At 42.6% G+C, this 14056-nt stretch carries 16 protein-coding genes; 7 read left to right on the top strand and 9 right to left on the bottom strand.

Annotated elements, in window-relative coordinates; translation table 11 throughout:
- Positions 1 to 65: 65 nt before the first annotated feature.
- The 4 genes from KYJ26_RS02115 (at position 66) to fumC (ending at position 4228) form a co-directional block, all read left to right on the top strand.
- Positions 66 to 887: an amino acid ABC transporter substrate-binding protein gene (locus KYJ26_RS02115; protein WP_219165701.1), complete on the top strand. Its 822-nt coding sequence runs from the start codon at positions 66 to 68 to the stop codon at positions 885 to 887.
- Positions 871 to 1566 (top strand): amino acid ABC transporter permease, encoded by a 696-nt coding sequence (locus tag KYJ26_RS02110; RefSeq protein WP_219165700.1) that lies wholly within the window; start codon positions 871 to 873, stop codon positions 1564 to 1566. Before KYJ26_RS02115 ends, KYJ26_RS02110 begins: the two co-directional genes overlap by 17 nt.
- 18 nt (positions 1567 to 1584) lie before the next feature.
- Complete coding sequence (locus KYJ26_RS02105; protein WP_219165699.1) at positions 1585 to 2319, top strand: amino acid ABC transporter ATP-binding protein; 735 nt, start codon at positions 1585 to 1587, stop codon at positions 2317 to 2319.
- A gap of 523 nt (positions 2320 to 2842) precedes the next feature.
- Positions 2843 to 4228 carry a class II fumarate hydratase gene (fumC, locus tag KYJ26_RS02100; protein ID WP_219165698.1) on the top strand — a complete coding sequence of 462 codons (1386 nt, stop codon included), beginning with the start codon at positions 2843 to 2845 and terminating at the stop codon, positions 4226 to 4228.
- 99 nt (positions 4229 to 4327) lie between these two features.
- On the opposite strand, the gene KYJ26_RS02095 is transcribed toward fumC, so the two are convergent.
- A complete protein-coding gene (locus tag KYJ26_RS02095) occupies positions 4328 to 4546 on the bottom strand; it encodes an alpha/beta-type small acid-soluble spore protein (RefSeq protein ID WP_034763234.1) in 219 nt (72 codons plus the stop codon).
- A gap of 292 nt (positions 4547 to 4838) precedes the next feature.
- Here KYJ26_RS02095 and KYJ26_RS02090 point away from each other — a divergent pair, with 292 nt between their 5' ends.
- Positions 4839 to 5090, top strand: a complete 252-nt coding sequence (locus KYJ26_RS02090) for a hypothetical protein (RefSeq protein WP_219165697.1) — start codon at positions 4839 to 4841, stop codon at positions 5088 to 5090.
- Between the two features lie 48 nt (positions 5091 to 5138).
- Here KYJ26_RS02090 and KYJ26_RS02085 read toward each other — a convergent pair whose 3' ends face one another.
- Together KYJ26_RS02085 and KYJ26_RS02080 are read right to left on the bottom strand one after the other, a co-directional pair.
- Complete coding sequence (locus KYJ26_RS02085; RefSeq protein WP_219165696.1) at positions 5139 to 6236, bottom strand: ABC transporter ATP-binding protein; 1098 nt, start codon at positions 6234 to 6236, stop codon at positions 5139 to 5141.
- Positions 6237 to 6333: 97 nt separating this feature from the next.
- A complete protein-coding gene (locus KYJ26_RS02080) occupies positions 6334 to 7251 on the bottom strand; it encodes a PucR family transcriptional regulator (RefSeq protein WP_219165695.1) in 918 nt (305 codons plus the stop codon).
- Between the two features lie 148 nt (positions 7252 to 7399).
- On the opposite strand from KYJ26_RS02080, the gene KYJ26_RS02075 reads away from it, so the two are divergent.
- The gene (locus KYJ26_RS02075; RefSeq protein ID WP_206852827.1) at positions 7400 to 7660 is read left to right on the top strand and encodes a metal-sensitive transcriptional regulator; all 261 of its coding nucleotides are present in this window, start codon (positions 7400 to 7402) and stop codon (positions 7658 to 7660) included.
- Positions 7661 to 7953: 293 nt separating this feature from the next.
- On the opposite strand, the gene KYJ26_RS02070 is transcribed toward KYJ26_RS02075, so the two are convergent.
- Together KYJ26_RS02070 and KYJ26_RS02065 are read right to left on the bottom strand one after the other, a co-directional pair.
- The gene (locus KYJ26_RS02070) at positions 7954 to 8133 is read right to left on the bottom strand and encodes a hypothetical protein (RefSeq protein WP_219165694.1); all 180 of its coding nucleotides are present in this window, start codon (positions 8131 to 8133) and stop codon (positions 7954 to 7956) included.
- A gap of 80 nt (positions 8134 to 8213) precedes the next feature.
- Positions 8214 to 8423, bottom strand: a complete 210-nt coding sequence (locus KYJ26_RS02065; protein ID WP_206852824.1) for a YheE family protein — start codon at positions 8421 to 8423, stop codon at positions 8214 to 8216.
- A 126-nt stretch (positions 8424 to 8549) separates the two neighbouring features.
- Here KYJ26_RS02065 and KYJ26_RS02060 point away from each other — a divergent pair, with 126 nt between their 5' ends.
- Positions 8550 to 8948: a ferritin-like domain-containing protein gene (locus tag KYJ26_RS02060; RefSeq protein ID WP_060670520.1), complete on the top strand. Its 399-nt coding sequence runs from the start codon at positions 8550 to 8552 to the stop codon at positions 8946 to 8948.
- A 37-nt stretch (positions 8949 to 8985) separates the two neighbouring features.
- Here KYJ26_RS02060 and KYJ26_RS02055 read toward each other — a convergent pair whose 3' ends face one another.
- The 4 genes from KYJ26_RS02055 to KYJ26_RS02040 are packed head-to-tail and all read right to left on the bottom strand — an operon-like array spanning position 8986 to position 13965.
- The gene (locus KYJ26_RS02055) at positions 8986 to 10176 is read right to left on the bottom strand and encodes a YheC/YheD family endospore coat-associated protein (RefSeq protein WP_219165693.1); all 1191 of its coding nucleotides are present in this window, start codon (positions 10174 to 10176) and stop codon (positions 8986 to 8988) included.
- Positions 10173 to 11546: a YheC/YheD family endospore coat-associated protein gene (locus KYJ26_RS02050; protein ID WP_219165692.1), complete on the bottom strand. Its 1374-nt coding sequence runs from the start codon at positions 11544 to 11546 to the stop codon at positions 10173 to 10175. The genes KYJ26_RS02055 and KYJ26_RS02050 overlap by 4 nt, the downstream gene beginning before the upstream one ends.
- Complete coding sequence (locus KYJ26_RS02045) at positions 11546 to 12637, bottom strand: YheC/YheD family endospore coat-associated protein (protein ID WP_219165691.1); 1092 nt, start codon at positions 12635 to 12637, stop codon at positions 11546 to 11548. Before KYJ26_RS02045 ends, KYJ26_RS02050 begins: the two co-directional genes overlap by 1 nt.
- A 14-nt stretch (positions 12638 to 12651) precedes the next feature.
- On the bottom strand, positions 12652 to 13965 hold the full coding sequence (locus KYJ26_RS02040; protein ID WP_219165690.1) for a YheC/YheD family endospore coat-associated protein: 1314 nt from the start codon (positions 13963 to 13965) through the stop codon (positions 12652 to 12654).
- Positions 13966 to 14056 lie beyond the last annotated feature (91 nt).

The raw sequence follows: 14056 nt of genomic DNA, 5'->3' as shown, positions 1-14056 counted from the left end.
CCATAACGTTTTATGATGACAATCGTAACAAATTTAAATCCGATAAGAATAGTGGGGGTTTTACGATGAAAAAGTGGAAATTATCCATCATCATGCTAATCGCCTTATCCATGGTATTAGCTGCATGTGGTCAATCTAAAGATAAAGAAGAATCTAACGGTGATTCGAATGATGGGAAAACATCTCTTTACGATAAAGTGAAGGAAGACGGCGAATTACTCGTCGGGACGGAAGGTACATACCCTCCTTTCACATTCCATGACGAAGCTGGAAAGCTGACAGGTTTTGACGTGGAAATTGCTCGTGAGGTAGCGAAGCGCCTTGGTGTGGAAGCGAAATTCCAGGAAACACAATGGGATGCAATGTTTGAAGGGTTGAACTCCAAACGCTTTGATATGATTGCAAACCAGGTAGGGATCCGTGAAGACCGCGAGAAGAAATATGATTTCTCTAAACCATATATTGAATCAAGTGCAGTAGTTGTTGTATCAAAAGATAACAAAGATGTTACTTCATTTGAGGACATCAAAGGATTGACATCTGCCCAATCCCTGACTAGTAACTACCGCGATATCGCTGAAAAAAATGGTGCGAAAATTCAAGGGGTGGAAGGTCTATCACAATCCATCCAATTACTTGAGCAAGGCCGAGTGGATGTAACAGTGAACGATAAGATTTCAATCCTTGATTACCTGAAGAAACAGCCGAATGCAAATGTAAAAATTGCCGCAGAAGCTGAAGACGCCGGTCAAAGTGGTTTGATGTTCCGTAAAGGCAACGACAAGCTGGTAGAAGAAGTGAATAAAGCGTTAGAGGAAATGATGGAAGACGGTACGTACAAAGAGATCTCTGATAAGTGGTTCGGAGAAGATGTATCTCCTAAGTAGTATTTACCAGGATCCTCAAGCAATGATTGATATTTTACAGAGCTCCCTGCTTCCAATGTTAGAGGGGGCTTTGTATTATTCTATACCTCTAACGCTCATTTCATTTGCTTTAGGGATGATCCTGGCTGTTCTGACTGCCCTTGCCCGCCTGTCGAATATTTCAATTTTACGGGGGATTGCAAGGTTTTATGTTTCTGCTATAAGAGGAACCCCTTTACTCGTTCAGTTATTTATCATTTTCTATGGGTTACCTACTCTGGGGATCAAGTTTGATCCGTTCCCTTCTGCCATCATCGCTTTCACATTAAATAAAGGTGCTTATTCGTCAGAAATCGTCCGTGCCGCGATTCAATCGATTCCGAAAGGACAATGGGAAGCCGGCTATTCCATCGGCATGACGTATTCTCAAGCCTTAAAGAGAATCATCCTGCCGCAGGCAACAAGGGTATCCATTCCTCCGTTATCAAATTCTTTCATCAGTCTGGTGAAGGATACGTCACTTGCTTCCTTGATTCTAGTGACGGAAATGTTCAGGAAGGCACAGGAAATTGCGGCTACCAACTATGAGTTTTTACTTATGTACATGGAAGCAGCGCTGCTTTACTGGGTCATCTGCTTTATTTTATCCATTATACAAGGTCGTATAGAGAACCGACTGGATCGGTACATTGCCAAGTAAAATAAAAGGAGATTGAACATGATTTCCATTAAAGGATTAACAAAACGATTTGATCAGTTAGAAGTATTAAAAGGAATGAATGTAGAAGTCGAAAAAGGACAGGTCATCGTCCTGATCGGTCCTTCTGGTTCAGGAAAGACAACGTTCCTCCGCTGCTTAAATGCCCTTGAAATCCCGAATGACGGTACTGTTTCGATAGGTGGTTCCACCGTTGATTTCAATAATAAGGTATCCAAGCAGGAGCTTATCTCACTAAGAAGAAAAACAGGGATGGTATTTCAGAACTATAATCTGTTCCCTCACATGACTGCACTCGAAAACGTCATGGAAGGACCGACCGTTGTACAGAAACGAAAAAAATCAGAGATACGCGAAAAGGCCATCAAACTGCTCGAAAAAGTCGGTCTTGGTGATAAGATTGATTATTATCCATTCCAACTTTCAGGTGGTCAACAGCAAAGGGTGGGGATAGCAAGAGCCCTTGCCATCGAGCCTGAAGTGATGCTCTTCGATGAGCCGACGTCCGCACTCGATCCCGAACTTGTGGGAGAGGTCCTCAAGGTAATGAAAGATCTTGCCGAAGAAGGGATGACCATGGTGGTTGTCACTCACGAAATGAGATTCGCGAAAGAAGCAGCCGATAAAGTGATCTTTATGGATGGCGGCTACATCGTGGAAGAAGGTTCACCTGAACAAGTTTTCGAGAACCCGAAGAATGAACGGACGAAACAATTCTTGAACTTAATACAGTAGTCTTGATAGAGATGGATGGGGAATGTGCCCATTCATCTTTTTTATATGCTGGAACTCATTATCAATAAAGCGAAGGAAAGGTACACTAGCTTTTATATTTCTCACCATTCAAGCGATTTGCCCTTTAGTTTGTCTGTTTTAGCTGGATAAGCATGTTTGAAAGGAGTACAGGGTCAAGAGTAGAGTAGATTTTAACATTTGAACACCATCTTCATGATAATCATGCGGGATTTTAGGGGGATCGTGCGAGACTAGATATAATCGTGCGAGAAGTAAGTTTTTCATGCGAGATCTCGGATAATCGTGCCGTGGTGTCGAATTTTCTTTATTCCATGTTAATACGTACGCTCATTCTTTCTCACTGCCATTCAAAAGGCAGATTCCAAGTTCCCTAACAGTTGAATTAGTTAATTTAGTTGTGAATAAAGTCAAATGTAGCTAATAAACTTTTCAGAAAAAGGTTAGATGAAACGATTTAGTGGAAATATGGAAGTAGACAATACTTTTTAAGGGAGGAATGAGCATGGAATATCGTATAGAGCGTGACACAATAGGAGAAATGAAGGTGCCGAAAGAAAAATATTGGGGTGCCCAGACCCAGCGTAGCAAAGAGAATTTCCAAATTGGAACTGAAAAGATGCCCATCGAAGTTACATATGCCTTCGCACAGCTGAAGAAAGCGGCTGCAGTGGTCAATCATTCACTCGGAAAGCTGTCTGAAGACAAAATGAAGGCAATCGGGCAGGCTTGCGACGAAATCCTTGATGGGACGTGGGACACACATTTCCCTTTGGTTGTCTGGCAAACGGGGAGCGGAACACAATCCAATATGAATGTAAATGAAGTGGTTGCCTATCGTGCCAATGAAATTCTGGCCGAGAATGGTTCAGGTGAGTTGGTCCACCCTAATGATGATGTAAACATGTCCCAAAGTTCCAATGATACGTTTCCGACTGCTATGCACATTGCGGCTTTTCAGGAAATCGAGTCAAAGCTGTTTCCTGTACTTCAGGAATTCATTGCAACACTGAAAGATAAAGAACATGTATTCAAGGACATAATAAAGATCGGACGCACGCATCTTCAGGATGCCACTCCTTTGACACTGGGTCAGGAAATCAGCGGATGGCGCTCCATGATGGAAAAATCCTATAGTATGACTAGAGAAGGGGTACAGCGTCTAGTCAACTTGGCCATCGGAGGAACAGCCGTAGGAACAGGTATCAATGCAGATCCCACGTTCGGTGACAAGGTTGCGAAACAATTGGAAGTCCAGACTGGGATCAAGTTCGTTTCCTCTGACAATAAGTTTCACGCCCTGACATCCCATGATGAAATGGTGTACGTACATGGTGCGGTTAAGGCGTTAGCCGCAGATTTAATGAAAGTGGCCAACGATGTCAGGTGGCTTTCTAGCGGTCCCCGAAGCGGTATCGGAGAACTCTCGATCCCTGCTAATGAACCGGGAAGTTCCATCATGCCCGGGAAAGTGAATCCTACACAAAGTGAGGCCGTGACGATGGTTGCGACGCAGGTCTTCGGAAACGATGCAGCAATCGGATTTGCAGCCAGCCAGGGAAACTTTGAATTGAATGTGTTCAAACCGGTTATCATTTATAATATGCTTCAATCCGTCCGCCTTCTCACCGATGGAATCAAATCCTTTAATGATAAATGTGTGAAGGGGCTTGAAGCTAATACTGAGGTGATTGAAGACTTTGTGCAACGATCATTGATGCTTGTGACGGCTTTAAATCCACACATCGGATATGAAAAGGCAGCCGAGATTGCGAAAAAGGCCCACCTAAATGGATCCACCTTAAAAGAAGCAGCCATTGAATCAGGTTACCTCACGGAAGAACAATATGATCAATGGATCAACCCTGCAAATATGGTCAATAATACGTGACTGTAAGAACTGATGTCTAGTAGTCAATTCCTAGCCAGTCAACATGAAAGCCCCCGGAAAGATGACCGGGGGCTTAATCCATTCATATGAAATTGCTAATTATTTTTGGTACCCGCCACCGATTTGTTGTTCAGCCATTTGAACTAGGCGTTTTGTGATTTCTCCACCTACAGAACCGTTAGCACGAGCTGTTGCATCTGGTCCTAATTGTACGCCAAATTCAGAAGCGATTTCGTACTTCATTTGGTCGATTGCTTGTTGAGCTCCTGGAGCTACTAGTTGGTTAGATGAATTGCTGCGAGATTGTTGCTGTTGCATAATCTGTCATCTCCTTAAAATGTGTAAGATTTTTTTGGTTGGGTCAGCTGGAGTTGCACCAGCCCGCTATTCCATGAGCGACCATCTATATATGGCGTAACCCAGCGAGGTTTAGAGAAGGCTTGTTGCTGCCTTGTTACTAGGTATTATGGTTTTTCCTAAGAATTATATTCAGGGTGGTCACAGGGAATTTATTCCTTTTAAATCCCTGCAAGTTTTCTACATAAATCATCGTGAATGTAAAAAGGATAACACTATACAATGAATTAGATTGAAAGTATGGTGACACAGCATGAAAGCTTGCGCATTATGTAACGGGATCGTTGAATATAAAGGGCTTTGCAAGAAGTGCGGGGACTCTACAATTGATCAGGGAAGATATTATGATTTTTATGATGAGTACAGTGCGTATATGGATATACAGCATGTACAGTTAGCCGACGGCATTCCGAATAGCAGCTGTTCTGATACCTGTCTTCACCTCTTTACATGCATCAGGTGTGGGGAAGAAGAGGGGAAAAGTATAGATCTGACGGAGTTTTAATAAAAATGGCGCATCCCTTTCTTAGGGGTGCGCCATTTTCTTATTTATTTATCGGATTCTTGACTCAGATTCTGAATCAAAGAAATGAGCTTTGTTCATATCGAATGCAAGATCAATCGTTTGACCTGCAACGATATCAGTACGAGAGTCAACACGTGCGACAAACTCTTGTCCTTCTAATTGAGAGTAAAGCATCGTTTCAGCACCTGTTAATTCGGATACTTCGATTTTAGCAGTGATTTTCGCACCTTCAGCCGTATCCAGGAAGAGTGGCTCATCATGAATATCTTCAGGGCGCACACCAAGAATGATGCTCTTGCCTACATGACCTTGTTCGCGAAGCACTTTCATTTTCCCTTCAGGTACAGAGACTTTCGTCTTTCCGATAACGAACTTCCCATCTTCAAGGGAACCGTGGAAGAAGTTCATGGCAGGGGAACCGATGAAACCACCAACGAAAACGTTCTCCGGCTTATCATATACTTCTTTAGGTGATCCCACTTGCTGGATGACTCCATCTTTCATGACAACGATGCGTGTAGCCATTGTCATCGCTTCTGTCTGATCATGTGTAACGTAAATCGTCGTTGTTTGGAGGCGTTGGTGCAGCTTAGCGATTTCCGCACGCATCTGTACACGAAGCTTTGCGTCAAGATTGGATAAAGGCTCATCCATCAAGAATACTTTCGCATCACGTACGATCGCACGGCCAAGGGCCACACGCTGACGCTGACCACCTGATAATGCTTTCGGTTTACGGTCCAGTAATGCTTCAAGACCGAGGATTTTAGCTGCTTCCTGTACTCGGCGATCAATTTCCTGTTTATCGAACTTACGTAATTTAAGGCCGAATGCCATATTATCATATACGCTCATATGTGGGTAAAGGGCGTAGTTCTGGAAAACCATGGCGATGTCACGATCTTTTGGAGCAACATCGTTCACGCGCTTACCGTCAATGGAGAAATCCCCTTTTGAAATTTCTTCAAGTCCCGCAATCATCCGCAGGGTAGTGGATTTCCCACAACCTGATGGCCCTACAAATACGATAAACTCTTTATCTTGAATGTGCAGGTTAAAATCATTTACAGCCGTTACCTTACTATCATAAATTTTGTGAATATGTTCAAGTTTTAATTCAGCCATATTATATTCTCCTCCTCAAATTGCAATCGTTTTCATCTATGTGTTCATTGTAGAGAAAGCGGATTCAAAAGAATATGGTCAACCTGCACAAAGTTGCTTAATCGTTATTGGGCAAGTTGTCAGATTGGAAGCTCAAACAGGCAAAATAAGCGAGAATCCCACCTTGAAAACTTTTTATATCAATATTCGTTTTTTCAATGAATTTATCAATCCGGTATTGGACGCTATTTCGATGCATGAATAATTTCTTTGCGGTCTGGCTGATATTGGATTGATTTTCAAGGAAAACCTTCACGGTATGGATCAGTTCGGAGTCTTCCCTAAAGGTGTCAACGACCTTTTTAAACAGATGCTCCTCCCATTCCTTTGGAAGGTGATGGAGGGCGAACTCAGGCAGGACCGTTACCGATGTTTGAATGAATGCCTGCTTCTGGATCGTTTTGGAAAATGAAAACAGTTCCCGTTCATGGGCGAAGAAAGCAGGGAATCCAGCATTCAATTCGTGAAATTGTCCGATATAAAAAGAAGGGCTGACGAAAAAGTCCGCTTCAATCACATGGGATATCGACAGCAGCTGCTCCTCATCCAATACCCATTCGCTTTTCTCTTCAATGATCAGTCCCATGCGATCGGCATGAAAAACAAGGATGGTCCCGTGGGGGAATAAATGCTGAAACGCTTCTTTCAGCTCGAATTGATTCTGAGTTTCCTTCATACTGAATTGAATGACGCGAAAATCTCCGCTATATGTAGAAGGCATCGGCCCATTCTTCAGTAAATAGTTATACCACTCTATGGACTCGGAAGAATCATTCACATTGACAGATGGGGCTTCCACCTCTCGGAACAGGCAATTTAATAAATCCAGTTCCCCCTGTGAGATCTCTGATTTATCAATTCCTGCATATTCATCCTCTCGCTCGTCCGTAAACCAAACCTTATTGGATTCAAGGCTAGTAGGATAATGGTGCTGGATAATGATACCGGGGTATTTTTTACGTAAATGTGTAAACATGTGATCCCTCTTTGTTCATTATTATAGTAAAAAAGGTTATAATGATATTGTACTGAAATAGCTCAACTAATCAAAGTATGCATCATTGCAAAAATACACTTTATTTAATACTATTGTAGAATGAATAAATTCTTATGGGGTGTCCTGAATGGAATATACGAAAGAAGTTACAAATCGAATGAAACGTCTTGAAGGTCAAGTACGGGGTGTCTTGAAAATGATGGAGGATGAAAAACATTGTAAGGATGTTGTGACTCAATTATCCGCTGTTCGCACTGCCGTTGACCGTACGATCGGGCTGATAGTGGCGAAAAACCTGGAAGCCTGCATACGTGAATCAGAAGAAGAAGGTATCAAAGCCGAAGATGCGATTCAAGAAGCTGTCAATATGCTGGTCAGAAGCCGATAAATGTAAAAAGCTGCCTTAAGGGATGAGTTCCCGATGGGCAGCTTTTTTGTCCAACTCCGGCGGCTAGTCCCTCGAGGTCATAAGTCAAGCCAACCAAAAAGGCAAAGAGCGCCTTTCCGGTTGGCTCGTCTTATGCTTGTCGGGCCTGCCCAAGCCGCCTCCGCTTTTCTACTTGTCCAGCTCCAGGGGCTTGAGGCTCGAGGTCATAAGTCAAACTAACCAAAAAGGCAAAAGCGCCTTTCCGGTTAGTTCGCCTTATGCTTGTCGCCTCAGGGCGAACCCCTTCCGCTTTTCTACTTCGGTGGTTCTTCGTAGTCCGTGATTTCGATCGCTTCCTCGATATTGGTGGTGTTTTCCCTCATGTGGACGGAACCTCCGGACATGCCTTCGTTGATGAAGCGGTCGACATCGAGGAATGCTTTTTCTCTTCCTTCATAATTGGTATCCGGAAGGAATTGATCGTCTTTTTTCATGTTCATCAGCCTCCTTTCTTTAGTTTTAGAAAGGAAGCCGAAGTTATACATAAGAAGAATTGAAAATCTATGTAGGGTTATTATTCATATACATGGAAAAGCATCAGTTCATGGAGCTGCTTCTTAAGTGTATCTTCATGTTCACCCGGGGGAATGTGTCCAGTCCATTCGATTCTTCCGTCCTTATGGTAGGCCCCTGTGTATTTCGTCCCGCTGAAGTAAAAGGAAAATGTCCAGCCGGGAAGCTGCTTATTCTCGAACATGTTCTGATATTGAAAATGTTGGATCATCGTTCTTCACCTCCATCCATATTGTAAACGTTTTACCGATTGCTGTGTAGGACATACCGTGAAATGTATCATAATTGGATGGCTCCTCTAATAGAATTTACTGAAGAGAGAGGGGAGGGACGAAGGATGAATTCGTTTATCCGTGATTTAGAGAAGGCGATAAGTGATGAATGGACAGGTTATTATTTTTATAAAGAGTTAAAAGCCCGTACGAATAACCCATTATATGTTGAGTTTATTGAACATGCACAAAAGGACGAAAAAGAGCATTATGAAATGTTTCAATACCTCCATTATCTATTAACGGGTGAGTATTATGAACATAAGAAAGAAAAGGTGGGTTTTACCACCTTTAAAGAAGGGGTGCTCCGTGCACTGAAGGATGAACTCGAAGGGGCGGAGTTTTACCGGGATATGCTCCTTGAGATTCCGAATCAGCAGGCATATAAACCTCTCTTTATTGCTATGACCGATGAACAGGAACATGCCACCAGATTTTCAACCATCTATAACTCATTACGGTAATTAGAAAAAGGTTGAACCTTGTGTCCTCCACGATGATTCAACCTTTCGTGTTTTTCGCGCTGAGAGTGAGGAACGTCCGGACAAGCTGCTTCCTCCTGTTCGTTTCGATTTCTATCTCATCAAAGCTCATGGGCTTTGAATTGATTTCAAATAAAACGAAGCCACCCTGTTCCCTCGGAGCCAAGTCGATGGAAAATTCCCCGACATAGCCGAATGTTTTGGCGAGCTCTTCTCCGCAAATATGAACGAGTCGGGAAATTTCTTTTTTTGTTTCTGCATCTGCCACATCTTTCAATGAAATGATCTTTCCCCCGGCAGGCACATGAGTCGTCACTTCCTGACGTTGTGACATGCGGACACCGATGCCGATCAACCTGAAAGCTTCCCCGGTATGGAGGACTAGTATGCGAAAATCAAATCGATGATCATGGAGCGTTTTACAAGGAATGGCTTCCTGCATGATCCAAAGATTATCTGTAAACCATTCCTGATATGTTTGATGCAGACGTGAAAGTGATGCAAATCTCTCCAATTTCTTTACACTTTTACATAGTATCCGTCCCTTTTGATCGATTTCGATTAGCCTGATCCCTTTTCCTTGTGAAGATAGGGAATGTTTCACATACACTTTTTTGTGGGTTGTCAGGAAGTCCGAAAAGGCTTCTTCGTCCCTGACCAGTTTGGTTTCCGGCAGATACGACTTTAGCCCTTCATTTTTAGAAAGGATCTCATGTATCTCCCATTTATTAAAGAAATGGGGGTTGAAGAAAGGAATGTCATGCTTTTTAATGAAATGGAGAAGTTTTTCATAAGACTGGTTTTGTTCTGTATGCCGTGACGGGACCCTGTTATATATGACGTTCGGAACCGGAAACAGGCATCTGACCCATTTGTGCAGAGAGTGATGATATACAATTCCCCATATAGTATCCCCAAAGACATCCTGCGGTGAAAAGACGAAACAGATTCCGCCGGCTTTTTCCACGTCTTGTTGAATCGATCGGAATAATTCAAAGTTTCCCCTGTATTTGCTGCTGCCTTCTTTACTCGAGACAATGCCGATTAAGGGGATTGCCGTAGTATTCTTACCGATTGAGACTTCAAATGTATAGCATTGATCAGAATCTTTAGAAGAAAGCAGAAAGGAATTCTTTGCAAATCCATATGTCGTAATGGCTTCCTGCGCGTGGAAAAAGGTCCTCTTTGATCGATCATAAAGGATTTTCATTGAATCATTTCCTCGGGATGATGCACGGTTTGTTGAGTAAGAAAGATCCCAAATGATAAGGCAAGCTTTCTTGTTAATAAATCATGACGCTTTAATTCAGGATGTGAAAATATCGATCTGCCAGGCTTTGAATTTGCTTCAAACATCCATATATGATGGTTGTCATCCACGCCGAAATCGAATCCGATTTCTCCAATATATCCTTCCAGATTTTCCTCGATTGCATGTGATAACAATAAAGCGGCATCTATTAATCCATCTTCAATGATCTGCCTTTCTCTTTCATCAGGGAAAAGCTCTGAAAGAACCTTCACTACGCCACCATTATTGGCATGTGTCGTCACACTTCCTGATCCAGCAACTTTCCCGGCCATTGCGCTGACCTGCCAGTTGCCTTCTTCGTCCTTATTCGTATGGACCCTGAAATCGATCGGCCTCCCATTCTCTTTCAGTAAGGAAATTCCCTGTTGGACGATGAAGTTTTCAAGGTTTCTGTTTTTGAATACCGTATTGGAGAGACGCTCAAGGCTATCAAACTTAAGTAATCGGTTCTTATGATCGTGATCTCTAAAGCGACAATAATATTCTTCGGATGAGCGGCTATACGTAATTTTGTGAATTCCGTTGCCGAGACTTCCATTTTTGGGTTTAAGATAAATATGATGATAGTCAGAGAGCATCCGCTCTATGTCATCTAATGTTTGGAAAGACATGGTCTCGGGAAGGAAGTTGTGCACGGTCTGATCATTTTCCAATCTCTCGAAAAGATCGAGTTTATTGAAAAATCCGGGATTATACCAAGGGATCCCATACTCTCTCTGCAACCTTTCCTTCAGACTCTGGTAGGTTTTTCTTTTTTCACTTCTCCTGTTCGGAAGTCTGTCATATATCACGTTGGGAAACGGGATTTCTTCGATTTCCCATCCTTCTCCAAAATGGAAGAACCCTTTTACCAGTCCGTTTTCCCAGTCAATATGTTTTTCTCCAAACACAAAAGGGATAACCCCTAATGAAGATTGTACGGATAGCAACTTTTGAAAGAACTGTGAGCGTTGGCCGATAGGACTTAATCGGAAACTTGTAAATCCAGCCGTGAATATGCCGATCAGTACCCCCGCATATACACATTCGTCCTTACAGAACAGGGAGAGAGAATCCACTTTTGATGGAAGGTGTATGTTCTTAGCCAAAGCTGTGCTGATCCCGATCACATTACGGCCATTCGGATGGCGTTTGCATTTGGCGGATTGCCTTTTAGTCCCAAGTATCACTGTATGGGGCAAGGTATCTTCGTCGAGTCTGAAGCCGGAAGGGAGGTAGAAAATGCATTCTTCATCTTGAAACTGTTCAACTTTGAACGTATGAAGCATTAGAAATCACCTCGTCTTAAGGATGAAAGAGATTGTGAAGATAGAAATGTGCAATATTCCAAAGGTGCTCTGTATAAATCTGAAAGCTTATCAGGTTGAAGGCTATTCACTACTTTATGTCCCGGTTTAGAGTTCATATCCAGAATCCAAAGGGACTGATCCTGTGCGATGATCAGATCGACACCAATTTCAAACAGGGGAGAAAACTGTTCTTCAAGGAGAATCGGAATATGCTCTAAAATTGACAGTAGTTCCTGTTCGATAAAGTCCCATGAAACCGAATCATGGGTAGACTTCCAGTCACTGCAGGAAAGATAGGAAGCACCCCGACTGATATTCGTCAGAATTCCGTTTGCTTCGCCAACACGGACCGCCCGCTGAAATTCCCTCCATTCCCCGTTCCCATCTTTATTCAAGAGGATGCGCATATCGAATGGAGATCCTTCCTTTGTATGGTTTAGAAGCCTGTTCTGACAAATGAAGGTATGCTGTTTGAGGATGTGCTCTGCCCATTTTAGAAAAAGTTCGTCGCTCTGGAAAGATTGTTCGATGATTCCGTGCTTCTTAGTTGTCCGGACTTTGATTTCATCTAAGCCAGCCTCAAGATGGTAAACGGCGAATCCGTGAGCACCGTCCACTGGTTTAATGATGATATCTTTGCGTTCTGACAGGAGATTAAGTAACTCCGGTCCATCGGATACTAAAAAGGTTTCAGGAATATAAGGAGAAAGGGACGTTTGACTTAGCTTTTCATATAAATGCCATTTATTTGGTAATCCATATCCGAGGAACCGGATATGCTTCTGATTCTTCATCCATTGTACGACGGCTCTCGCCTGGCGGGACCTTAAATCATGCTGATAATACGTCCGATCATAGATGAAATCGGGAATATCAAAGACGTCTTTTTCCCATTTTCCCGCCACCCTGTCGAAATGATGTCCTTCCACCGTTTCGGTTAAAGGAGATATTCCCTGTGGGGAAAACAAATAAAGGTCAATTGGATAGGAAAGTGAGTGGTTTGCGATCTCAAGGAAATATTCGTTCGTTACCTGTGGTACAAGGGTCATGATGCCCAGTGAGTGATTCATCGAGAGTATCCTCCTTATTCAGTCCATTTGGCGAAACCATATTCATAGAGAGCTTTAACAGACGGACGGATTCGATCGCTCTCTAAGTAAGGTCGTTTAGAAGGCTTAGAATTGATTTCAATCAACCATGGCTTTCCGCTTTCATCTATACCCACATCGATACCGAATTCTCCGAAATGCCCTTCGACGCTATCTGCTAATAGTTTTGAGGCACTGATACATAATCCCTTCATCTCTTTCAGGATCTCCCTGCTTTTCTGTGGCGAAAAAAAACGCTGTAATGCTATGTGGGGTTTTTCAATACGGCCCCCCTGGTCCACATTTGCAACGAATTGTCCGTGTGCAGCGATCCGCGACACAGACGAAACCAGAACCCACTCACCGTTTCCATTCATGTGACATAGGAAGCGAAAGTCTAATGGCTGTTCTTCAACTGTCAGAAAGGGGATTGTTTCCTGAACCAAATAGGCACTCTTGCACCAGGAACGGAGTTGTTTGTAAAGAGCTGAGTAGGATGGGAATGTGATCATCGTATCTGATGAAAATGAGTTTTGCCTCATGAGGAAACCAGTGTCTATTTTCTTGATGCGCATAATGTAACGACCCTTGCTTCCATGAACCCCTTTTACGAATACATCTTGATATTCTGTAAGCATTTCCTCCAGTGAATTCAAACCCTGCACGGTTTTAGGTAAATGAGGATTGAGGACAGGGCTGTTCTTTAAAACATTGTAGACTTCATCTTTTGCCAAAAAGCGTGAATTGAACAACTGTATATCCTGGTCCAGAGAGCGTGAAAGAGCACTTCGAAAGGAAGGGGACCTCTCTATTTTTCTTGAATGACATCGATTGTAAATTACATGGGGAAGAGGGACCTTTGACGACACCCATTCATTCCCATTTTGAATGTAACCTTCCGCGCCATTCTCCACGAATGAGGAAAGGGGAAGCAGGTAGAAAAATCCACCTTTTCGTTGAAACCAGCTCTGACACTCTGTAAAATATTCTTTTAAAGAGTGTGATTGAATGGATTGATTGATTAAGAGGGCGACAACCGGTCCCACATGAATGATGGCTTTCCTTACATCAATGGATATCCATATATTTTCTATATTAGGTAGAGATGCGAATAATGTATCGGCCGTATCCAATATAATCTGTAATGAATCGGCTTTTGTTTCTAAACATGTTATTCCGAGCATGGAATTTCCGCATTTCAACGTCATGTGCCGTTTAAGTGATAGGCGATCCATCATTTTTTCAGGTACATATAAATGATGATGGCCACTTGAATTCTGACGCGAAATAAATGAACATTTTATTTTCATCAGAGCATTCCCCGTTTGCATAACCCTTAAGATTGATTCTATAATGATTTATTGGGCTAATGTTGATATAGCATACTATGTAAACATGGGC

It is taken from the genome of Rossellomorea orangium (assembly GCF_019334305.1).
GTDB lineage: Bacteria > Bacillota > Bacilli > Bacillales > Bacillaceae_B > Rossellomorea.
This window is presented reverse-complemented; position numbering and strand designations above follow the sequence as displayed.